This window comes from Sphingomonas benefaciens (assembly GCF_052907485.1).
On the sequence record NZ_JBREIC010000003.1, the window covers coordinates 315,426 to 336,117 of the forward strand.

The 20,692-nt window shown below is 67.2% G+C and carries 22 protein-coding genes; 6 read left to right on the plus strand and 16 right to left on the minus strand.

From position 1 onward, the window contains the following. Nucleotides 1-105: 105 nt before the first annotated feature. A complete protein-coding gene (locus ACU5AX_RS12680; RefSeq protein ID WP_446691215.1) occupies nucleotides 106-912 on the minus strand; it encodes a Crp/Fnr family transcriptional regulator in 807 nt (268 codons plus the stop codon). A 261-nt stretch (nucleotides 913-1,173) separates the two neighbouring features. On the opposite strand from ACU5AX_RS12680, the gene ACU5AX_RS12685 reads away from it, so the two are divergent. After that, entirely contained in the window at nucleotides 1,174-2,253 is a 1,080-nt protein-coding gene (locus ACU5AX_RS12685; protein ID WP_446691216.1) for a catalase family protein, read from the plus strand. A gap of 9 nt (nucleotides 2,254-2,262) precedes the next feature. Here the strand turns inward: ACU5AX_RS12685 and ACU5AX_RS12690 are convergent, their stop codons facing one another. Beyond that, the gene (locus tag ACU5AX_RS12690) at nucleotides 2,263-2,712 is read right to left on the minus strand and encodes a MarR family winged helix-turn-helix transcriptional regulator (protein ID WP_198354544.1); all 450 of its coding nucleotides are present in this window, start codon (nucleotides 2,710-2,712) and stop codon (nucleotides 2,263-2,265) included. Between the two features lie 106 nt (nucleotides 2,713-2,818). Between ACU5AX_RS12690 and ACU5AX_RS12695 the strand changes: the two genes are divergently transcribed. Together ACU5AX_RS12695 and ACU5AX_RS12700 are read left to right on the plus strand one after the other, a co-directional pair. Continuing rightward, nucleotides 2,819-3,244, plus strand: coding sequence for an organic hydroperoxide resistance protein (locus tag ACU5AX_RS12695; RefSeq protein ID WP_446691217.1), 426 nt, complete (start codon nucleotides 2,819-2,821; stop codon nucleotides 3,242-3,244). A 120-nt stretch (nucleotides 3,245-3,364) separates the two neighbouring features. Then, nucleotides 3,365-3,877, plus strand: coding sequence for a DUF1440 domain-containing protein (locus ACU5AX_RS12700; RefSeq protein WP_446691218.1), 513 nt, complete (start codon nucleotides 3,365-3,367; stop codon nucleotides 3,875-3,877). Nucleotides 3,878-3,919: 42 nt separating this feature from the next. Here the strand turns inward: ACU5AX_RS12700 and ACU5AX_RS12705 are convergent, their stop codons facing one another. The 10 genes from ACU5AX_RS12705 to miaB all read right to left on the minus strand — a co-directional run bounded on the left by ACU5AX_RS12705 (nucleotide 3,920) and on the right by miaB (nucleotide 16,313). Then, entirely contained in the window at nucleotides 3,920-5,242 is a 1,323-nt protein-coding gene (locus tag ACU5AX_RS12705; RefSeq protein ID WP_446691219.1) for a PQQ-dependent sugar dehydrogenase, read from the minus strand. A gap of 78 nt (nucleotides 5,243-5,320) precedes the next feature. Beyond that, a complete protein-coding gene (locus ACU5AX_RS12710) occupies nucleotides 5,321-7,471 on the minus strand; it encodes a TonB-dependent siderophore receptor (protein WP_446691220.1) in 2,151 nt (716 codons plus the stop codon). Between the two features lie 63 nt (nucleotides 7,472-7,534). Further along, nucleotides 7,535-8,380 carry a Brp/Blh family beta-carotene 15,15'-dioxygenase gene (locus ACU5AX_RS12715; RefSeq protein ID WP_446691221.1) on the minus strand — a complete coding sequence of 282 codons (846 nt, stop codon included), beginning with the start codon at nucleotides 8,378-8,380 and terminating at the stop codon, nucleotides 7,535-7,537. Next, nucleotides 8,377-9,090, minus strand: coding sequence for a bacteriorhodopsin (locus tag ACU5AX_RS12720; protein ID WP_446691222.1), 714 nt, complete (start codon nucleotides 9,088-9,090; stop codon nucleotides 8,377-8,379). The genes ACU5AX_RS12715 and ACU5AX_RS12720 overlap by 4 nt, the downstream gene beginning before the upstream one ends. Nucleotides 9,091-9,639: 549 nt before the next feature. Next, nucleotides 9,640-11,856 carry a catalase/peroxidase HPI gene (katG, locus tag ACU5AX_RS12725; protein ID WP_198354551.1) on the minus strand — a complete coding sequence of 739 codons (2,217 nt, stop codon included), beginning with the start codon at nucleotides 11,854-11,856 and terminating at the stop codon, nucleotides 9,640-9,642. 143 nt (nucleotides 11,857-11,999) lie between these two features. After that, nucleotides 12,000-12,353 carry a hypothetical protein gene (locus ACU5AX_RS12730; RefSeq protein ID WP_446691223.1) on the minus strand — a complete coding sequence of 118 codons (354 nt, stop codon included), beginning with the start codon at nucleotides 12,351-12,353 and terminating at the stop codon, nucleotides 12,000-12,002. Nucleotides 12,354-12,431: 78 nt separating this feature from the next. After that, on the minus strand, nucleotides 12,432-13,340 hold the full coding sequence (locus tag ACU5AX_RS12735) for a hemolysin family protein (RefSeq protein WP_446691224.1): 909 nt from the start codon (nucleotides 13,338-13,340) through the stop codon (nucleotides 12,432-12,434). 11 nt (nucleotides 13,341-13,351) lie between these two features. After that, entirely contained in the window at nucleotides 13,352-13,861 is a 510-nt protein-coding gene (gene ybeY, locus ACU5AX_RS12740) for an rRNA maturation RNase YbeY (RefSeq protein ID WP_446691225.1), read from the minus strand. Continuing rightward, nucleotides 13,861-14,859: a PhoH family protein gene (locus ACU5AX_RS12745; protein WP_446691226.1), complete on the minus strand. Its 999-nt coding sequence runs from the start codon at nucleotides 14,857-14,859 to the stop codon at nucleotides 13,861-13,863. Before ACU5AX_RS12745 ends, ybeY begins: the two co-directional genes overlap by 1 nt. A 134-nt stretch (nucleotides 14,860-14,993) precedes the next feature. Beyond that, entirely contained in the window at nucleotides 14,994-16,313 is a 1,320-nt protein-coding gene (gene miaB / locus ACU5AX_RS12750) for a tRNA (N6-isopentenyl adenosine(37)-C2)-methylthiotransferase MiaB (protein WP_446691227.1), read from the minus strand. Nucleotides 16,314-16,434: 121 nt separating this feature from the next. Between miaB and ACU5AX_RS12755 the strand changes: the two genes are divergently transcribed. Further along, complete coding sequence (locus ACU5AX_RS12755) at nucleotides 16,435-16,596, plus strand: hypothetical protein (RefSeq protein ID WP_198354557.1); 162 nt, start codon at nucleotides 16,435-16,437, stop codon at nucleotides 16,594-16,596. A 44-nt stretch (nucleotides 16,597-16,640) separates the two neighbouring features. Further along, complete coding sequence (locus ACU5AX_RS12760; protein WP_446691228.1) at nucleotides 16,641-17,396, plus strand: MipA/OmpV family protein; 756 nt, start codon at nucleotides 16,641-16,643, stop codon at nucleotides 17,394-17,396. Between the two features lie 33 nt (nucleotides 17,397-17,429). Here the strand turns inward: ACU5AX_RS12760 and ACU5AX_RS12765 are convergent, their stop codons facing one another. Together ACU5AX_RS12765 and ACU5AX_RS12770 are read right to left on the minus strand one after the other, a co-directional pair. Continuing rightward, nucleotides 17,430-17,819, minus strand: a complete 390-nt coding sequence (locus ACU5AX_RS12765) for a hypothetical protein (protein ID WP_446691229.1) — start codon at nucleotides 17,817-17,819, stop codon at nucleotides 17,430-17,432. A gap of 708 nt (nucleotides 17,820-18,527) precedes the next feature. Further along, nucleotides 18,528-18,779: a hypothetical protein gene (locus tag ACU5AX_RS12770; RefSeq protein WP_446691230.1), complete on the minus strand. Its 252-nt coding sequence runs from the start codon at nucleotides 18,777-18,779 to the stop codon at nucleotides 18,528-18,530. Nucleotides 18,780-18,999: 220 nt separating this feature from the next. Here ACU5AX_RS12770 and ACU5AX_RS12775 point away from each other — a divergent pair, with 220 nt between their 5' ends. Further along, complete coding sequence (locus ACU5AX_RS12775) at nucleotides 19,000-19,269, plus strand: hypothetical protein (protein WP_446691232.1); 270 nt, start codon at nucleotides 19,000-19,002, stop codon at nucleotides 19,267-19,269. A gap of 118 nt (nucleotides 19,270-19,387) precedes the next feature. On the opposite strand, the gene ACU5AX_RS12780 is transcribed toward ACU5AX_RS12775, so the two are convergent. Together ACU5AX_RS12780 and ACU5AX_RS12785 are read right to left on the minus strand one after the other, a co-directional pair. Further along, nucleotides 19,388-20,107 carry a lysophospholipid acyltransferase family protein gene (locus tag ACU5AX_RS12780; RefSeq protein WP_446691233.1) on the minus strand — a complete coding sequence of 240 codons (720 nt, stop codon included), beginning with the start codon at nucleotides 20,105-20,107 and terminating at the stop codon, nucleotides 19,388-19,390. An 86-nt stretch (nucleotides 20,108-20,193) separates the two neighbouring features. After that, on the minus strand, nucleotides 20,194-20,616 hold the full coding sequence (locus ACU5AX_RS12785; RefSeq protein WP_198354565.1) for a Fur family transcriptional regulator: 423 nt from the start codon (nucleotides 20,614-20,616) through the stop codon (nucleotides 20,194-20,196). Nucleotides 20,617-20,692: the final 76 nt, after the last annotated feature.

Genomic DNA, 20,692 nt, shown 5'->3' on the forward strand with positions numbered 1-20,692 from the left:
GGTATCCGCTACCGAACGTTTGATCGGACATCGGCGTTCCGTGACGTTTCGTTGCGTACGAAAACCGACCGGAACGCCGGGCTGCGGCTGCCGGGAAGAACGCGCCTATCGTGCGTCGAAGAAGGCGGCGCCGTCGCCGGCGCCATCGACCTGCGTGCCGAGGATCAGCCGCTGATAGGCCTGTTCCGCAGGACCATAGGTATCGCCGGCGATCTCCATCAGCTTGGCGCGATTGCGCACCACCACCCGGCCGCGCAGCCCGCGCACCGCCTGCTCCGCTTCCAACCGATGCAGTGCCTCGGTGATGCTGGAGCGACGCACGCCGAGCATCAACCGGAATTCCTCATGCGTCAGGCAGATGTCGTCGCCGCTGACCCGATCGTGATAGAGCAGGATCCAGCGCGCCATGCGACGTTCGACGGGATGAATCAGCGACGACACGATGGTGCTCGCCATCTGGACGTTGATGACGTTGACGAAGCGCAGCAACTGGTCGCGCAGCGTCGGGCTTTCCTCGATCGCCGCGAGCAGGGGCGCGCGGGCGATATGCAGGGCGGTGCATCCCTCGGCGCGCATCACCACATCGTGCGGCCAGTGCGTCTCGCCGAGCAGCAACGGCCAGCCGAACAGGCCCTCGCGCCCGACCAGCCCGACGGCAAGGCGACGGCCGTCCGAATGGGAGTCGAGCATCGCGGCTACTGCACCCTCCGGAAAACAGATCCGGTCGATCGGCGTCCCGGTGCGCGCAATCTCCTCACCGATCACGAACGACGTGCGGTGGAGATGGGGAGCGAGCAGCGCCAGATCGTCAGGATCCAGGCTGGTCAGGAAGCTGTTGCGGTACACATCGCCGGTCGCCGCCGCATGGACGCGGATCGGGTTGCCGTGCTGCTCGATCATATCTGCCGTCATCTTACCCCGATTTAGTAACCCGTATCGGCCCGGTCCATGTAGTGTTGACCTGTGCACGGTTCCGTACAGAAACCGCGATTGCTTGCGGTTTGTTGTCGAAAAGCGACCAAGATAGCTGTCGGCATGCTGCGAATAGTTCGCAGAATGGTTGGCATCCTGTCGTGGTCGGCGCGATTGCATGTCGCGGCGCAATATTGACCTAATTTACGTCGACAGACGTACGCTGCACCCCCTTCACCGTTCGGCCAAAAGGATCATGTCATGACGCAGCCTCCCGTTCGCTACGCCGACGATGTCGAGACGATTGCTGATGAGGAGCGTGACACCCATCGGCAACTCAACGACACCTTCGACGTGATCCTGGAACGCACGGCAGCGGACTATGGCCACGCGGTGCGATCCGTTCATGCCAAGGCACACGGCATTCTGAAGGGGCAGATGACGATCGACGAAGGCTTGCCGCCTGAGCTGGCACAGGGGCTTTTCGCGACGCCGGGCTCGCATGACGTGCTCCTGCGTCTGTCGACCAATGCCGGCGACCTGCTGCCCGACGTGATCAGCCTGCCGCGCGGATTGGCGATGAAAGTGCTCGGCGTCACGGGCGATCGGTTGCCGGATGCGGACGGCGACACGCAGGATTTCGTGATGGTCAACGGGCCCGTTTTCCAAGCGAAGACGGCGGAGAAGTTCCTCGGCAATCTCAAGCTGCTCGCCAAAACCACCGATCGGATCGAGACGGGCAAGACCGCGATCTCCGCAGTGCTGCGCGGCGTGCATCACGCGCTCGAGGCGGTTGGCACCAAGATCGCGGCGGTCGACTCGCTAGGCGGCGCGCCCAACGTCGATCCGCTTGGCGAGACCTATTATAGCGCGACGCCGTTCCGCTACGGCGACCATATCGCCAAGTTCAGTCTGGTACCGGTGGCGCCGGACCAGACCGCGCTGACCGGCCGGATCGTCGAGGTTGACGGGCGCGAGAACGCGATCCGCGAGGATGTGCGCGACGAGATGCGCACGCTCGACGCGACATGGGAATTCCGCGTGCAGCTCTGCCGCGACCTCGACAAGCAGCCGGTCGAGGACCCGACCACCGAGTGGAAGGAGGAAGACTCGCCCTTCCTCCGCGTCGCCACCGTGCGCGTGCCGGCACAGGACAGTTGGGATGAGGCGACGGTGCGGGCGGTCAACGAGGAGATGCGCTTCAGCGTGTGGACCGGGCTCGCCGCGCATCGCCCGCTCGGCAACATCAACCGGGCACGACGCGACACCTATCGGCACTCGGCCGACTTCCGGGCGCGCTTCAACGGTTGCCCCTATCACGAGCCGGCTGCGCAGGAGTGATCCCAGGTCTCAGCCGGGATCGGTCAGCGCCGCATGGAGCGTCTTGATCTTGGCGTTCAGGTCGATGGCGTCGGCGGGTGCCAGGCCGCTCCGCTGGAGGAGCGCCGGGCCAAGGCAGCCGGTCTCGCGCCAGCGCTGCACACCCGCCTCGGTCAGGCTGATGCGCACCTGCCGCTCGTCCCTGGTGTCGCGGGCGCGCGACACCAGGCCGACCGCCTCGAGGCGCTTGATGAGCGGCGTGATCGTGCTGGACTCGAGGCTGAGCCGCTCCGCGATCTGGCCGATCGTGCGCCCATCCTGCTCGCGGATCGCCTGCAGCACCAGAAACTGCGGATAGGTGATGCCCAACCGATCGAGCATCGGTTTATAGGCCCGGTTGATCGCGATCGTCGCGGCATAAAGCGAGAAGCAGAGCTGCTCGTCGAGGGGCAGCGGGGCGGGGGGCGGATCGACAGCCATCGCAACAGCTTACCACAAGTTGGTTATCGCGATACGTTTTTTGTTTACGCGCCGCTAAATCGCGCCTAGATAGTTATCGCGATAAGAATCCTGTGAGGAGATCAGCATGTCTATCGACGTCAAGTACAGCACCGTCGCCACCGCCACCGGGGGCCGCGACGGTCATGCGCGCAGTGACGATGGCCGTGTCGACGTGAAGCTGTCGACCCCGCGCGAGCTGGGTGGCGCGGGCGGCGAGGGGACCAATCCTGAGCAATTGTTCGCTGCCGGCTATTCGGCCTGTTTCATCGGTGCGCTGAAGGCCGCGGGCCAGCAGCTCAAGGTGAAGGTGCCGGACGACGTCGCCGTGTCGGCGAAGGTCGGTATCGGTCCGCGCCCCGCCGGCGGCTTCGGCATTACCGCCGACCTGACTGTCGACCTTCCCGGTCTCGATCGCGAGCAGGCGCAAAAGCTGGTCGAGGCCGCGCATCAGATCTGCCCCTATTCCAACGCGACGCGGGGCAATGTCGATGTGGGCCTGACGATCGCCTGATCCCGCTGACGGTGCGCTCGCGTACCGGACCTGCCGTCGGTCCCCCTCGAGGGGATCGTCGGCCGGCGGCACGGGTTATCCTGGATCAGTGCCGGATCATCCGGCCGCCGGGAGACAGCGATGACCCAGCCGAGCGAACAGACTGTCGGCGCGCGCGTGGTACGCGGCGCCTTGGCCGGAATCGTCGCGGGGGTGGCCGCCTCCTTCGCCATGGATCGCTTTCAGGCGCTGGCCGGCGCCCTTTCCGGCGACAGCGACGGATCTGACGAGGAGCCGGCGACCGCCAAGGCGGCGGATGCGATCGTCGCTCACACGGTCGGCGGCACCGTGCTGCAGCCGGACAAGCCGCTCGCCGGTCAGCTCGTCCATTATGCTCTGGGTGCGGCGCTGGGCGTCGCCTACGGCATTGCGGCGGAATTCCGGCCGGGGGTCACCGCCGGCTATGGCAGCGCCTTCGGCACCGCCACCGCGGCGCTGCTCGACGAAGGGGCAGTACCGGCCGCCGGCCTCGGCGCAGCGCCGTGGAACAGCCCGGCATCAACGCATCTATACGGTCTGTCGTCGCATCTCGTCTTCGGCGGGACCGCCGAACTGATCCGCGCGCAGGTGGCCAAGACCTTGCAACCGGCATGAACGGACAGCGTCCCGGCCGATGGCGCGGCCGCGGCGCCGGGATCAGCGCGCGGCGACCCGCCAGATCGTGTTGCCGACGTCGTCCGCGACCAACAGGCCACCGGTCTTGTCGCCGATCACCCCGACCGGCCGGCCCTGCGCCTTGCCGTCCGCGTCGAGAAAACCGGTCAGCACGTCGACCGGCTTGGCGTTGGCGGCCGGGAAGCCGCGTGCGCCGAAGGGCACGAACACCACCTTGTAGCCCGACACCGGCTTGCGGTTCCACGAGCCATGTTCGCCGACGAAGGCGCCGTGGGCGAAGCGAGCGCCGAGCGTCAGGCCGTTGGCGAAGGTCAGGCCGAGCGCCGCGACGTGCGGCCCCATCGCGAAATCGGGGCGCTTCGAATATTGCTGCAGGTCGGGATTGGCCGGCTCCACCCGGCGGTCGGGATAGCCGCCCCAATAATACCAGGGCCAGCCGAACTGGTCGCCGAATTCGACCTGGGTCAGATAGTCCGGGGCAAGGTCGCTGCCCAGCATGTCGCGCTCGTTGACCACCGTCCACAGCTGGCCGTTATCGGGATTGATCGCCATCCCCTGCGGATTGCGCAGGCCGGAGGCGTAGATGCGGAAGGTCTTTTCCTTCGGCCAGACCTGCAGGATGTTGGCGCGGAACTTCTCCGCCGCCAGCCCCTCGTCGGCGATGTTGGTCGCCGATCCGACGCCGACGAACAATGTGCGGCCGTCGGGCGCGGGGATCAGCGTGCGCGCCCAGTGATTGCCGCCGCCGTTCAGCTTGACCACCAGCTCCGGCTTGGCGGTGATCTGCGTCGCGCCGTCCTGATAGGGCACGCGGACGACCGCATCGGTGTTGGCGACGTAGAGCTGCCCTTCGAACAGCGCCATGCCCGTCGGCGAATTGAGACCGGTCAGGAAGACATGGCGTTCCTCGGCGACGCCGTCGCCATTGGCGTCGCGGAGCAGCGTGATGCGGTTCGCCGACGGCACGCCGGCGCCGGCCTTGCCCATCAGATGGCGCATCACGAAGCCCTGGATGCCACCGCCGTCGCGCGGCGGGCTGTTGCTCTCGGCGACCAGCACGTCGCCATTGGGCAGACGATACAGCCAGCGCGGGTGATCGAGCCCGGTCGCGAAGGCCTTCACCGCCAGACCCGGCGCCGCAACCGGCGTCTTGCCATTCTGCCAGCCGATCGCGTCGGCGACCTTGACCGTCGGGATCGTCTGGTCGCGCGGATCGGTGATCTGCGGCGTCTTGCCGGTCACCCGCTCGAACGGCACGCGCGCGGTGTCGGGCCAAGCCAGCCAGGCGATCACGGCGATGCCGATGGCGGCGATGATGCCGAGCAGGCGGAGGGTGTGCTTCATGCCGCCACGCTAGGCGAGCCGCCGGATCGAGACAATGGCCGGCGGCGTACCCCCCCCGAAAGGGAGGGGCAGGCCGCGTCAGAAGCGGACGCCGATCGTCCCCTGCACGGTGCGGCGGTTGCCGTACCAGCACCAATTATAATTGGCGAAGCAGCTGGTCAGATATTGCCGGTCGAACACATTGGTCGCGTTGACCGAGAGGCTCAGCCCCTTCAGCGTCGGCAGGGCATGTTCCAGGTCGTAGCGGATCAGCGCGTCATAGACGGTGTATCCCGGCGTATCGCGCGCGATCCCGTCATAGGCCGAGACGCCGGCATAGCTGCTGTCGACGTGGCGCACCGCGCCGCCCAGGGTCAGCCCCTTGAGCGCGCCGCCGGCCGGCGACCATTCGAGATTGGCCGAGGCACCGCCACGGCCGACCGTCTCCAGCCGCCGCCCGACCCGCGACGGGTCGTCCGCGTCGGCGGTGACCTTGACGCTCTGCCGGCTGAACGCCGCGCGCAACGCGAAGCCGTGCGGCAGCGGCGCATAGCCTTCGAATTCGACGCCGGTCGAGCGCACCCGGCCGGTCTGGCGCGACACGGTGAAGTCGGGGGTGGAGGTGAGCACGTTGGTCTGGTCGATGCGGAACCAGGCGCCTGACAGCAGGATCGGCGTGCCCGGCACGGTGAATTTGGCGCCCGCCTCGATCTGCTTGCCGAGCGACGGATCGGCGATGCCAAGCGTGCCGTCGGCGCGTCGCACCGTCGAACCCTGCGGCTCGAACGAGGTCGCGTAGCTCACATAGGGGGCGAGGCCAAAGGGCAAGGTGTAGAGCGCGCCGGCGCGCCAGGTGAACTGGCGGTCGTCCTTGGCGCCGAGCCCCGCCTGTTCGGCATGCGCCCAGTCGTGGCGGCCGCTGAGCACGACGCGCAACGCGCCGAGCGCGAGCTGGTCCTGCGCATAGACGCCCTGCTGGCGCTGGCGGACCAGATAGTTGCCGCCAAAGGCATCCGGCACCGCGGCCGGCGTCTGCGGCACGGTCGCGGTGCCGTAGACCGGTGCATAGACGTCGAGCGACGGCGCCGAACCGAAGGCGAAATCCTCCGTCGAATGCGCAACCTGGCGGTCGACGCCGAACAGCAGATTGTGGGTCAGCGAACCGGTGGCGACGCGGCCGGTCAGCTGAGTGTCATAGGTCCAATTGTCGAGTTGCTCGTCGGTCGCATAGGAGGCGCGGGCAAAGCGCCGCAGCGTCGCATCGTCAGGGGCGCCGCTGACGTAGATCAGGCCAAGCTTGGCGGTGACATGCTGGTAGCGGCCCGACGACCGCAATGCCCAGCCATTGCCGAAATCGTGGCGGAAGATGTAGGTCAGCGCCGCCTGCTCGCGCTGGAAGCGGTTGCCCGCCTCGCCGCCGTCGAAGTCGGTCGGCAACCGCCCGTTGGGATTGGCGATCAAGGTGCCAAGCGCCGGGAACACGCCATAGGTGCCGTTGTAGGGATCGTGCGAATAGGCGCCGAGCAGAGTGAAACTGGTCGACGTCCCGGCCCCCGCGGTGACCGCCGCCGACACGGTCTGCCGCTCGCGCTTGCCGAACCTCTGCTGGGTCGAGGCACCATTGGCACTGCCGTACAGACGCCACAGCACGTCCCCGCCCGCACGGCCGCCGACATCGGCGTCGACGCGATACAGGTCGTAGGTGCCGTAGGTGCCGGTGATCGCGCCATAGAGGTCGGCGTCGATCGGCAGCTTGCTGGTCTGCGCGACAAGGCCGCCCGGGCTCGACTGGCCGTAGAGCACCGAGGCCGGCCCCTTGACCACCTCGACGCGGTCGAGCCGCGACACGTCGGCCTGCGGCACCGCATAGCCGGTCGGGCTCTGGAACAGCTTCAACCCGTCGAGAAAAACGGGGGCGTCGAAACCGCGCAGCTTGAACTGGTCATAGACCTCCGCGCTGGCGCCGCGCGTCTCGGGCGTGACGCCGGCGACGAAACGCAGCGCCTGGTTGAGGTTCTGCAGGCCGAGTTCGGCGATATCCTCGCCGGTGATCAGGCTGATCGACTGTGGCGTCTCGGCGATCGGCGTCGCGCTCTTGGTGCCGGACGACACCTCTTCGCGGTCCTGCTGGCCGGTGACGACGATGTCGGCACGCTCGCTTTCCGGGCTGCGCTGGGTCTGCGCCTGTGCCGCGCCGGCGAGGATGGTGGTGCCGCAGAGCAGCACCGCGACGTACCGAGACAATGACATACTGATTCCCTTTCGGGAGCCGCGCTAGTGATATTGAGAGCAACTATCAATAGCGTTCTGTCGTCACGGTCTTGTCACAGCAGGTAATGGCTGTCCGGCAGGCGCGTGTCCGCTTTCGAAGAAAGGGGTGACCAAGAGATGCGGCATGGCGAGCGCGGCGATGCCCGCGAACAGCGCCGTGATGCCGCTGGGATCATTGTGCAGCAGGAACGCGGCGACCACCGCCACCGACGCCGCCGCGGCGAACAGGATTGGTGCGGTGGCGCGCAGATAGGCGCGGTTGCTCCGACAGCCGATCATCCGGCGACGGATTGCCGTCTGCGGCAGGGCGTGGAGGATCAGGAAGCCGACAGCGAAACCGACCAGCGGCGGCAGCACCAGCAGCGCGACCGTACCGACGAGCAGCCGCGTCTGGCGCCGCTGCAGGCCGAGGATCAGCAGATAGGCCGCAGCCGCGCCGCCTGCCGCGGCCATCGCGACCGCGGCGGTGAACGGCACACCCGCCTCGCCAGCTGCGCGCTGCAGCAGCGCGTGCAGGGCTGTGACATGCAGCGTGGCGGGCGTCGTGACCAGGCTGACGCCGCGGGCGATCCGCTCCATCGCACTTCCCTGCGGTGCGTCCTCCATGGCGAAATGGATGGCGGAGGCGAGCAGGAAGAGCGGCAGCGCCACCGCGGGGTCGACGATCCACCAGCCGAGGCAGAGCAGCGACACCGCGGCATAGGCGACGAGGAACAGCGGACGGCGGCCCGGCGCGACGATGGCGAGATCGCTGGCGCCATGCGCCATGCCGATCGCGCCGATCGCCACGACCGCGAAGCCGAGCTGAACCGGCAGCGGGCCGACGGCCGCCGCCACCGCCGCCGCTGCCAGCACGCTCCAGCCGAGAGCCGGAGCGCGGACGGTCACGCGCCGTAGCCGCGGTCGTCGCGATGTTCGGCCAGCGCCTTGTCGAGATTGGCGGCGGCGTAGAAGGCGTAGGCCACCTTGGCGACGACATCCATGACCAGGATCGCCCAGACCGACGCCGGGTCGCTGATCATCTTCAGCCCCTCCGGCCCGACCGCGAAGACGATCGGGTACAGGAACCAGATCACGGTCAGGAAGGTGACGTTCTTGCTATAAGCGGTACCGATCGCCGAGCCGCGGCTGCTGGCGATCGTCTTCAGCGGGCCCCACAGCAGGTAGAGGACGCCGAGGAAGGCGGCGCACGACCAGGCGAACCAGATCCATTTGACCAGCGGCACCTGGACCAGCGACGAGATCAGGCCGGTGACGATCATCAGCACGTCGAGCGTGATGATGGCGGTGAGATGGCCGCCGACCTCGCCGGTCCGTCCACGCTCGTGAAAGGCGACCAGCACCAGCCCGGCCAGCAGGATCGGCGTCGTCACCGACCAGTCGAGATAGCGGGCGACATAGGTGACCGACCCCTCGCCGGTGAACAAAGTGCCGATGCCGAACGCCATCGCCAGATAGGCCGTCGCGGCGATGAACGGCACGGTGGCGTGCAGCAGCGTATGATGCCCCGACGGGTGCGTCTTCTTGCCCGTGGCGTAGATCGCGAGCGATCCCAGCGACATGACGGTGAAGCCGACGAGAAAGGCAGTCTGATCCATGGGCCGAACCCTTCACGACTAGGCGGGCGGCCCGATTGCCGTCCTCGACCGCCTAACGTGGATTGTTATCTTTTGTGTCCCGCTCCGACGCGCCGGCTACAAAAAGGCCGCCTGCCGTCGCGATGGCTGGCGCTGTCCTACAACGTTCGCCGCTGCTAGAACTGCAGTCGGCGGACCGCCCGCCGCGCTGCTTCTCATCGTCGATGACGTCACGTCGGACTTCGCCAGGACCGACCGTCGGAATGTCGTCAGGCAGAGTCATGCTGCCGGCGGCCCTGACACAGGTGCGACTTTTGCGACTTTCCGATCCGCACCGGTTTCAGCACAGGTAGAATGCCTGCGACCTTTGCGACCTTCCAGTCTGGTCGGCGTCCGCAATCGATGCGTTGGGTGCGACCTTCGTGACTTTCCGATACCTCGCTTCCAAAGCGGCCTTGCGCAAAAAGGCCGCCGGCATCGCTGCCGACGGCCCTTGCGCTCGCCCCATCGGGAAGGGGAGGGAGGGGCGAGACGATCCCGCCGCCGGGGACGAACCCCGGCGAACGGTGATCAGACAGTCAGGTCGTAGCGGTCGGCCATCATCACCTTGGTCCAGGCCTGCACGAAATGCCGGACGAACATGTCCTGCGCATCGTCACAGGCATAGACTTCGGCGATCGCGCGCAGCTGCGAATTGGAGCCGAACACCAAGTCGGTGCGCGAGGCGGTCCACTTCTGCTCGTGCGTGTGGCGATCGGTGCCGACAAACTCCTCGTCGCTCTCGTCGCTGACCTGCTTCCACGCCGTGCCCATGTCGAGCAGATTGACGAAGAAGTCGTTGGTCAGCTGGCCGGGACGCGTGGTGAAGACACCATGCTGCGCCGCTTTGGGATGATTGGCGCCGAGCACGCGGAGCCCCGCGACCAGCACCGCCATCTCCGGCGCCGACAGGCCGAGCAATTGCGCCCGGTCGATCATCAGCTCCTCGGTCGGCACGTTGAACTTGACCTGCAGATAGTTGCGGAAGGCGTCCGCCTTCGGCTCCAGCACGTCGAAGCTCGCCGCGTCGGTCTGCTCCTCGCTCGCGTCGGTGCGGCCGGGGGTGAAGGGCACCTCGATCGCGTGCCCCGCCGCCTTGGCCGCCGCCTCGATGCCGACCGTGCCACCCAGCACGATCAGATCGGCGATCGACACCTTCTTGGCGCCCTTTCCGTCAAAGTCCGCCTTGATGCCCTCGTAAACGCCCAGCACCTTGGCAAGCTGCTCGGGCTGGTTGACCTCCCAGTCCTTCTGCGGGGCAAGGCGGATGCGCGCGCCGTTGGCGCCGCCGCGATGGTCCGACCCGCGCCACGTCGCGGCTGAGGCCCAGGCGGTGGTGACCAGTTCCGCGGTCGACAGCCCCGAATTGGCGATCGCCGTCTTCAGCTCGGCGATGTCGCCCGCCTCGATCTGCGGATAGTCGGCAACCGGGATCGGATCCTGCCAGATCAGCTCTTCCTGCGGCACTTCCGGACCGATCAGACGGATCTTCGGGCCCATGTCGCGGTGGGTCAGCTTGAACCACGCACGGGCCCAGACATCGGCGAAATACGCCGGGTCGGCACGGAACTTCTGGCAGATGGCATTATAGGCCGGGTCGACCTTCAGCGCCATGTCGGCGGTCGACATCATCGTCGGCACCTTCTTGCCCGCGGTATGCGCGGCCGGGGCGAGCGTATCCTCCGGATTGCCGACCGGCTGCCACTGATGCGCGCCGGCGGGGCTCTTCACCAGCTCGTATTCATGGTCGAACAGCATGTCGAAATAGGTCATGTCCCAGGTCGTCGGGGTCGGCGTCCAGGCGCCTTCCAGACCGCTGGTGATCGTGTGATCGCCCATGCCGCTCTCATGCGTCGACGCCCAGCCGAGGCCCTGGCTGGCGATGTCGGCACCCTCCGGCTCCTTGCCGACGTGGCTCGGGTCACCCGCGCCATGCGCCTTGCCGAAGGTGTGGCCGCCGGCGGTCAGCGCGACGGTCTCCTCGTCGTTCATGCCCATCCGCGCGAAGGTCTCGCGCATGTCGCGCGCAGAACCCTGCGGCATCGGGCAGCCGCCCGGCCCTTCCGGATTGACGTAGATCAGGCCGTGCTGGATCGCGGCGAGCGGGCTTTCCAGCGCGAGGCCGGCTTCCTCGTCGATGCGGGTCTGGCCGAGCCATTCCTCCTCGGTGCCCCAATAGACGTCCTTCTCGGGCTCGAACACGTCCTCGCGGCCGCCGGAGAAGCCGAAGGTCGGCCCGCCCATCGACTCGATCGCGACATTGCCGGCGAGGATGAACAGGTCCGCCCAGCTGAGCTTGCGGCCGTATTTCTGCTTGATCGGCCACAGCAGGCGGCGCGCCTTGTCGAGGTTGCCGTTGTCCGGCCACGAGTTGAGCGGGGCGAAGCGCTGCTGGCCGGCCGACGATCCGCCGCGGCCGTCGCCGGTGCGATAGGTGCCGGCGCTGTGCCAGGCCATGCGGATGAAGAATGGGCCGTAATGCCCGTAATCGGCGGGCCACCACGGCTGGCTGTCGGTCATCAGCGCGGTCAGGTCGGCCTTCAGCTGATCATAGTCGAGCGTCAGGAATTCCGAGCGATAGTCGAAGTCGTCGCCCATCGGATTGCCGCTGACGCCCTTCTGATGAAGGATGTCGACGGACAGCGCTTCCGGCCACCAGTCCTTGGCGGTCTGGCCGAGCAGGCGGCGCATGGCGGCAGGCTGCTTCTTGGGATCGTTGATCGGGCTGCCTTCGGTGATCGCGTCCATCTGCATCTCTCCTCGAATCGGTCCTGGCCGCGGCGGGCTGACGCGCGGTCAACGTGCGGCGCGGCGACGATGTTGCTGCTGGTAGCGCAGCTCGACTGATCGGAAAAACGCTTAATCGCGAAAGTAGTGATCGGCTGAAGCGATTACCGCTTGCCCTGCAACCGGGCCGCATCGACCTGCCCACGCAGCGCCTCGGCGTTGCTCTGCAGAAAGGCCCGCTCGGAGTCGGACAGGCCGTCCCGCGCATGGATGTCGGCGCGCGCGTCGATGCCGGCGGCCTTGCCGCGCAGCACGCTCGCCACGCGCCGGGTCAGCTGACCGCTGCGCCGGCCCGCGCGGATGCTGTCGCGGATCGCCCCGGTGTCGCGGGCGAGCGAATTGGGGTCGATCCGCGGGCCGGAGGGGATCGGCGTGATCGAGCTCCAGGACTGCGCTGCCGCCGGCACAGGGAGCAGCACGGCGGCGGTCAGGAGGGCGCGAAGGGCGGCAGGATACATGATCGGCTCCCGGGCGACGGTAGACGAGTCGGCATCCTGCGCAGGGCGGCTGAACCGGCGGTGACCGCCGCTGGGGGGTCAGGCGTCGTCGGGCGTCGGCACCGGCGGGTGCAGGCGCAGACGGTGGATACGGCGCTCGTCCGCGTCGAGCACCTCGAGCTTCCAGCCGCTCGGATGGTCGAGGCATTGGCCGACGTGCGGCACATGGCCGGCGAGCACCGCCGCGAGCCCGCCGACGGTGTCGACGTCGCTCTCCGCCTCGCCGAGCCGCGCGTCGATTAGTTCGGCGACGTCCTCCAATTCGGCGCGGGCATCGACGTCCCAGGCGCCGCCGTCGATCGGCACCAGCAGCTGTTCCGGCGCCTCGTCATGCTCGTCGGCGATATCACCGACGATCTCCTCGATCAGATCCTCGATCGTGACGAGGCCTTCGGTGCCCGAATATTCGTCGAGCACGACGGCGAGGTGGACATGGCTGGCGCGCATGTCGGCGAGCAGGTCGAGCGTCCCGCGCGACATCGGCACGTAGAGCGGCTGGCGGATCAGCGCCGCGATTCCTTCCGGGCGGGGGGCGCCGGTGGCGAGGATGTTGAACACGTCCTTGATGTGGACCATGCCGATGATCGTATCGAGCTCGCCGCGATAGACGGGCAGGCGGCTGTGGCCAGCCTCGGCGAAAATCTCGACCAGATGGTCGAACGTTGTCTGTTCCTCGACCGCGATGATGTCGGCCCGCGGCACGCCGACGTCGCCCGCGTCGCGTTCGCCGAAGTGGAGCAGGTTGCGGACCATCTGCCGCTCGAGCGGCGTCAGGTCGCCTTTGACGTCGGGAGTGGGATCGCCCTCGTGCCGGTCGATCGCCTCTTCGAGCTGAGCGCGGAGCGATTCCTCGACACGGCCGCCCGACATGAATCCCTTCAGCACCCGCCACAGGCTGCTGTCCTGCTGGTCGCCGCCGTGCGCGGCGCTACTTCGGTCCTCGGCCATCAGTGTTCGTGTCAGTCCTCTTGGATCAGATAGGGGTCGGCGATGCCGAGCGTGGCGAGCGCCTGCCGCTCGATCTCCTCCATGCCCTCCGCCTCGTCGTCCTCAATATGGTCGTAGCCTAGCAGATGCAGGACGCCGTGCACCATCAAATGGGTGGCATGATCGGCGACGCCGATGCCGCGTTCGGCGGCTTCGGCGGCGCAGACGCCGTGCGCGAGGACGATGTCGCCGAGCAGAACTTCCCCATCGTCCGAATTCTGGCTGACCGTGTCGATCAGGTCCGGCTGAACCATCGGGAAGGAGAGGACGTTGGTCGGTTTATCCTTGTGCCGGTACTGGCGGTTGAGGCCGTGCACCTCGTCATCCGACGTCAGGCGTAGCGAGATTTCGACCACCGCGGGGGTGGCGAGCAGTTCGCCATGCGGCGTCCGCTCGATCGCGGCGCGGGCGGCGCGGGTGGCGATCGCCTCCCAGTCGCCCTCGGGCCAGGGCTGTTCGCGGGTCAGTTCGATCTGCAGCATCAGGATTGGACGCCTTCATACGCTTCGACGATCCGGCCGACGATCGGGTGGCGGACGACGTCGGCAGCGGTGAAGCGGCACATCGAGATGCCCTCCACGCCTTCCAGCCGATAGGTGGCGTCGGCCAGTCCACTCGCCGCGACGCCGCCGGGCAGATCGGTCTGATTGGGATCGCCGCAGATCACCATCCGGCTGTTCTGGCCGAAGCGGGTGAGGAACATCTTCATCTGCGCCGGGGTGGTGTTCTGCGCCTCGTCGAGGATGACGAAGGCATCCGCCAGCGTGCGGCCGCGCATAAAGGCGATCGGCGCGATCTCGATCTCACCGCTGGCGATGCGGCGCTCGACCTGCTCGGCGGGCAGGCAGTCGTGCAGCGCATCGTAGAGCGGGCGGAGATAGGGGTCGACCTTCTCCTTCATGTCGCCGGGCAGGAAGCCGAGCTTCTCGCCCGCTTCCACCGCAGGGCGCGACAGGATCAGCCGCTGGACCGAGCCGGTGATCAGCTGCGCCACCGCCTGGGCGACGGCGATATAGGTCTTGCCGGTGCCCGCCGGCCCGAGCGCGAAGATCATGTCGTGGCTGGTCAGCTCGCGCATGTAATGCGCCTGGGCGGGGGTGCGCGGGACGATCGTCTTCTTGCGGGTGCGGATCATCACCGAGGGCAGGGCGCCGCGTTCGGCGCTGACGATGCCGTCCAGTGTCGGTTCCGCGGCCATGGCGATCGAGGCGTCGACGAGGCCGGTGTCGACCTCCTCGCCGCGCTGGATGCGCTGGTAGAGGTCGTTCAGCACGTCGCGGGCAAGCGCGACCTGCTCCGCCGTCCCCTCCAGCCCGACGCGATTGCCGCGGGCGGTGATGTAGACGCCGAGCCGGTTCTCGAGTGCGACGAGGTGCTGGTCGTACTGCCCGAACAGGGCGCTGAGCGATTGGGGCTTGTCGAACAGGAGCTCAACCCGGCTGCGTTCACCGGACTGGGCGGGGACAGGCTTGCGGCTCATGCGGTCCTTTCGAGTCGGAAGTTCACAAAGTTCGCGCATAGCGACGCTTCATGACAGACGATCCAATGTGGGTTTGAAAACCCGCGAGCGCCAGTCTGACAGCCGAATTCCTTGTAGGACAGCCCCCGAATCGCTCAGGCGGCGCGCGCGACCCGTTCCACCCCGGTCAGCGAATTGGGGCCGGCGGCGGTCAGCGTCACGTCGAGCAAATCGCCGATCGCCGCATCGGTGATCAGATGCACCGATTGCAGCCACGGCGACTTGCCGAGCACCTGCCCAGGCAGCTTGCCGCGGCGTTCGACCAGCACCTGGCAGTCGCGGCCGACGCTGGCGGCGTTGAACGCATGCTGGTCGCGGTTGAGCGCCGCCTGCAGCCGCTGCAGCCGTTCGTCCATTACCGCCGCCGGCACCTCGTCGGCCATGGTCGCCGCGGGCGTGCCCGGCCGCGGGCTGTATTTGAACGAGAAGGCCTGGGCGTAACCGACCGCATCGACCAGCGCGAGCGTCTCGGCGAATTCGGCCTCCGTCTCGCCGGGGAAGCCGACGATGAAGTCGCCGGACAAGGCGATGTCGGGGCGTACGGCGCGGACGCGATCAAGCAGGCGCAGGTAGGAATCGCGATCATGGCTGCGGTTCATCGCCTTGAGCACGCGGTCGCTGCCCGATTGTACCGGCAGGTGGAGGAACGGCATCAGGCTTTCGACGTCGCGGTGCGCGTCGATCAGGCCCTGGGTCATGTCGTTGGGGTGACTGGTCGTGTAGCGGATGCGGGCGAGGCCGGGGATGCGGTCGAGCGCGCGGATCAGGCTGCCGAGGTCGTGGCCGCCGCCGCTCCAGGCGTTGACGTTCTGGCCGAGCAGCGTGATCTCGCGCGCGCCGGCGTCGATCAGCGCCTTCGCCTCGTCGACAATCGCCGCGAACGGCCGGCTGACCTCCGCCCCGCGGGTGTAGGGAACGACGCAATAGGTGCAGAATTTGTCGCAGCCTTCCTGCACGGTGAGGAAGGCGCTGGCGCCGACCCGGCGGCGCGCGGGCAAGGCGCCGAACTTCGACAGCAACGGCATGTCCGTGTCGAGCGCGGGGGCGCCCGCCGCCGCTTTGGCGACCAGATCGGGCAGCTTGTGATAGGCCTGCGGCCCGACGACGACGTCGACCTTGGCGCGGCGGACGATCTCGTCGCCCTCCGCCTGCGCGACGCAGCCGGCGACCGCGATCATCGGCGCGCGGCCCTGCTCGCCCGCGACCTTCCGCAGGCGGCCGATGTCCGAATAGACCTTCTCGGTCGCCTTCTCGCGAATGTGGCAGGTGTTGAGCACGACGAGGTCGGCGGCCGCCGCATCGTCGGTGGCGACCATCCCGTCGGCCGCCATCAGCTCGGTCATCCGCTCTCCGTCATAGACGTTCATCTGGCAGCCGAAGGACTTGACGTGGAAGGTCTTTGGGGCAGTCTTCATGGCGGGCCGCATAGCGGTTTCGCGGCGGTTTCGCCAGCCGGCCGCCCGCAGCGCGAGACTGCGGCGGGTGGAAACAACGGAGAGGGGAAGGGTTGTCCGATGCCGATACCAGGAGACGATCATGCCCGTGCCCCCCGAGGAGACCAGCCAAGCCGGCCGGCGGATTGCGATCATCTGCGCGATCGTCGGCGTGCTGATCGTGGTGATCTACGTCGGCAACATCATCGCACAGAGCAAGGAGGTGCAGCAGCAGCGGGAGATGTCGCACGGCACGCGGCAATAGTTCGCACCGCCCGGCGCGGCGGGTCGCTGGCCGCCCTGTCGCTGATGCTGTGCCAGACCCCGGTGGCGTGGGCGCAGGACGATCACGAACGCCGCCCGCCGCGGCGGACGCGGATCACCCTGGGGCCGGAACTGGTCCCCGCCTATCCCGGCGCGAAGCGTGCGCGCCTGTCGCCGCTGATCGACGTGTCGCGGGCGAAGGGCGACGACCCCTTCACCTTCGAGGCGGCCGACGAAAGCGCCGGTTTCGCGATCTGGCAGCGCGACGGCTTCGCGATCGGGCCGGCGCTGGCGGTGCAGGGGCGGCGGCTGGCGAGCGACACCGACGGGCTGTTGCCCCGCATCGGCCGCACGATCGAACTGGGCGGATCGCTGCAATATGCGGTCGGCCCGGCATTCCGCCTGCGCGGCGAGATCCGGCAGGGGCTGGGGGGCCATCGCGGCCTGGTCGCCAATCTCGGGGCCGATTACGTCGCCCGGCGGGGCGATGACTGGCTGGTGTCGATCGGGCCGCGAGTGACCGTGTCGAACGCGCGCTACGACAAAGCCTATTTCGGTATCACGGCGGTGGAGGCGACACGCGCCGGGCTCAGCCCCTATCGATCGGCGGGCGGGGTGCAGGCGGTCGGCGCGACCGCAGGGCTGGTGCGATCGCTGGGCGGCCGCTGGGGCGTCTATGCCTATGCCCGCTATGACCGGCTGGTCGGGGATGCCGCGGCGTCGCCGGTGGTGCGCCGGTGGGGATCGCGCGATCAGCCGTCCGGCGGCATCGGCCTCAGCTACACCTTCGGCCGACGCTGAACGCGGCGCCTCCGGATCGGCGTATCACGCGGATCAGGCGGCGATATCGGCGGCCTCGGGCTGCATCAGCCAGGCTTCCGCCTCCGCCGGATCGAGGAAGAAGCGGGCGCCGCGGCCCTCCGCCGCACGCACGATCTGCTTGCGGGCCAGCGAGGCGCCGACGACGAAGGCGATGCGGCGCGAGCGGGTCGCCGGCGCGCCCAGCACTGCCTGGAAGCGCGCGACGATGTCCTGACTTTGGATCGCCATGTGGCGGATGTCGACCAGCGTCACATGCTGGTTCGGCGCGCAGGTGATGCGGCGATGCGCCAGATCGCGCGCCGCGACGAAGCGCGCGACGTCCTGAGGCTCGAAGAAGCCGGCCATGACGATGCGGACGAGGGCGCGTCCGGGATCCACGGTGATGTCGAACGTTGCGTGCATTTGTAGGGCTTTAGCCGGGCGAATCTTGCGAGATGGTAAAGCCGGGCAGCAATGGACCGGTAAGGCCGTTTGACCGGTGCGGCGCGTCGGCCTTTGGGAGGTGAGAAGACTGTCTGCTTCTATGCTACGGGACTGCTCGGCATTCCGCTCATCATGCTAGACGGTGCGACTTAAGCGTTGGCTGAGCCGTTCGTTTCCGATATCCATGCAGTATACGTACCTCAAGAGTGGAGTCGCGAAATGTTAATGATGCTAGCGCTCCTCATTCAGACATCACCCGTCATTGTTACTGCGCCTGTCGCCAACGAGGATAGTTTCTGCCGGGGTTTGCAACGCCAAGCTCTTCTTGCCAACAAGCTCGGTCCTCAGCGTTTAAGTGCGTCGACTACGCTAGTTAATATAAGCGTGGATTGCCGCCAACGCAGGCTCACTTATATCAAGACTATGGCGGTGCCATACGCCTCTCTTTCATTATCGGCGAAGCGAGGGCTTGAGTCGGCGTGGGATAGTGAGTTCTGCGGTTCGTCGCAATTTGCATCCATGGCCAAGTTAGGGTGGCTGTATAGGGAAAATGTATCGTTGATAGATGGCAAGGCGATGAGCTTTGACGCACAATGCCGGCGCACACCATGATAGCCCTGAACGCGTGGACGTATCGTAGCATGATCTTCCAAACGTCGAGCACGGATTCCTTGTGATCTTTGGACGTCAGTTGCCGCTTGTGATCAGTGCAGCAATGTGGTCGCGCATCCGATCCCGCTTTAGGGAAGCATAGCGTTGATCGCGGTCTCGAATGTCATCGTCGTCGATCCAATGACTCAGCTCCTCCCACGCGTTCTTCTCGGCGCGATCAAGCGCGAAGGGATTGGGGATCGCGGCGTCAAGTTCGGCTTGGCCTACGTCCCCACCGCCAGTCACACGATGAAGAGCTTCAAGAAGGAAGGTTCGGACGGCCGTCATTCTGTGACTTCGCCTCTCTGCTGAAATGTCCGCAATTCGGCGGTAGCGAAAGTTCGATTCTTGCCAGTCAATTTATATGCTGAATGCGTCTCTAGCCAGTGAGGGCTTTAAGCTACTGACGTCGGCCCATGAACCTTGAGTTTGGACCTTACGCGCAATCCATGATTTATAAGCTTGCTGCGGTGGGCTCACGACGATCCGCGGGCGGAGGAGACGTTTGATGAAAGCGATTGTCAAAGCCTTGTGCATAGTGGGTCTTGTGGCAGGAGGGGCGACTTCGGCCCTCGCTGGCACGACTTATTTCGAGAACCCGCAGGCCTATGGCATGCGGCAATACCTTGATGACCAATTGTATCGCTACAATGGCTCCTTGAGGTCGCGCTGCCTGGCGGAGGAGCGTGTCGGTCGCCTCACAACCACATGTCAGCAATACAAGCGCGATCTCAACCGCCTCCTTCGCGATCAGATCAGGCGCGAGGCCGGCCTCTGACTGCTCGAGTTGCTGCCGCCGTCCGAGACCTGCTGCCGGTTGATCACCGCCGGAGATCTGCTGTCGCCGTGTCCGTGTCGCTTCCGCCGCGACCGGTTGATGGCGGTCGGAGCGCCGGTCAGCCGTGCGGCTGGCCGGCGACCTGCTGCCAGGCCTGGGCGGCGATCGCCTTGCGGCCGGCATATTGGGCCGGGTCGAAGGGGGCGAGGCAGGTGAGCGTGACGGTGAAGGTGCCGCGGCGGCGCAGGACGCGGAGCGCGTGCGCCTGGCCAGGCTCGTCGCCGACCCAGGCGAGGTCGGGGGCGTCATAGCCGACGCGGATCGGCTGGACGCGGACGCCGGGCGGCGGCGGGTCGAGTGCGGCGAGCAGCGACGCCTTGAACGGCAGGACTTTGCTGCCGTCGCCGGTCGTGCCTTCCGGAAAGATCGTCACCGGCCAGCCGTGGGTGACTTCCGCGCGCAGCCGTGCGATCTGCGCCGTGACGCCCAGTCGATCCTCGCGCGACACGAAGATGGTGTGGTTGAGCGTGCACAGCCAGCCGATCAGCGGCACGCGCGCCAGCTCGCCCTTGGCGACGAAGGCGCTGCCGGTGGCGCCGGCAATGGCGAGGATGTCGATCCAGCTGAGGTGGTTGGCGAGCAGCACGGCGTCGCGGCTCAAGGGTTGGCCGACGACACGGACACGGGCACCGACGATGCGGGCGACGCGGCCGAGGAACCGGCGCGGCCAGGGCGAGGGCAGGCGCACCAGCCGCCACAGACCATGCAGCACCAGCGCCAGCAGCAGCGCCGCGACCAGAGCGGCGAGGCGCATGGCGAGACGCAATGTGGCGGCCATGCGGTCAGGCCCTGGCGGGACGGACGGGGCGGAACGGACGGGGCGGGGCGCACCGCCGGCTGGTTTGGCCGCCCCGGTCACCCGCGTCAGTTCTTGCGATCGAGGCTGACGCCGTACAATTCCATGCGGTGGTCGACGAGGCGGAAGCCGAGCCGTTCGGCGATCGCCTTCTGCAATTGCTCGACCTCCGGATCGACGAACTCGATGACCCGGCCGGTCTCGACGTCGATCAGATGGTCGTGGTGCGCTTCCGGCGACGGTTCGTAGCGGGCGCGGCCGTCGCCGAAATCGTGGCGATCAAGGATGCCCGCCTCTTCGAACAGGCGGACGGTGCGGTAGACGGTGGCGATCGAGATGCCGGGATCGATCGCGGAAGCGCGCTCATAGACCTTCTCGACGTCGGGATGGTCCTCCGCCTCCGAGAGGACGCGCGCGATGACGCGGCGCTGTTCGGTGATGCGCAGGCCCTTCTGGGCGCAGAGGGCTTCGAGATCGATCTTGCGAGGCATGCGCCATATGTAATGCGAAGCGCTTGTTGCGAAAAGCGCTACCGACTCGCAAAAAGACTGGAAGCCTGCCTTTCTG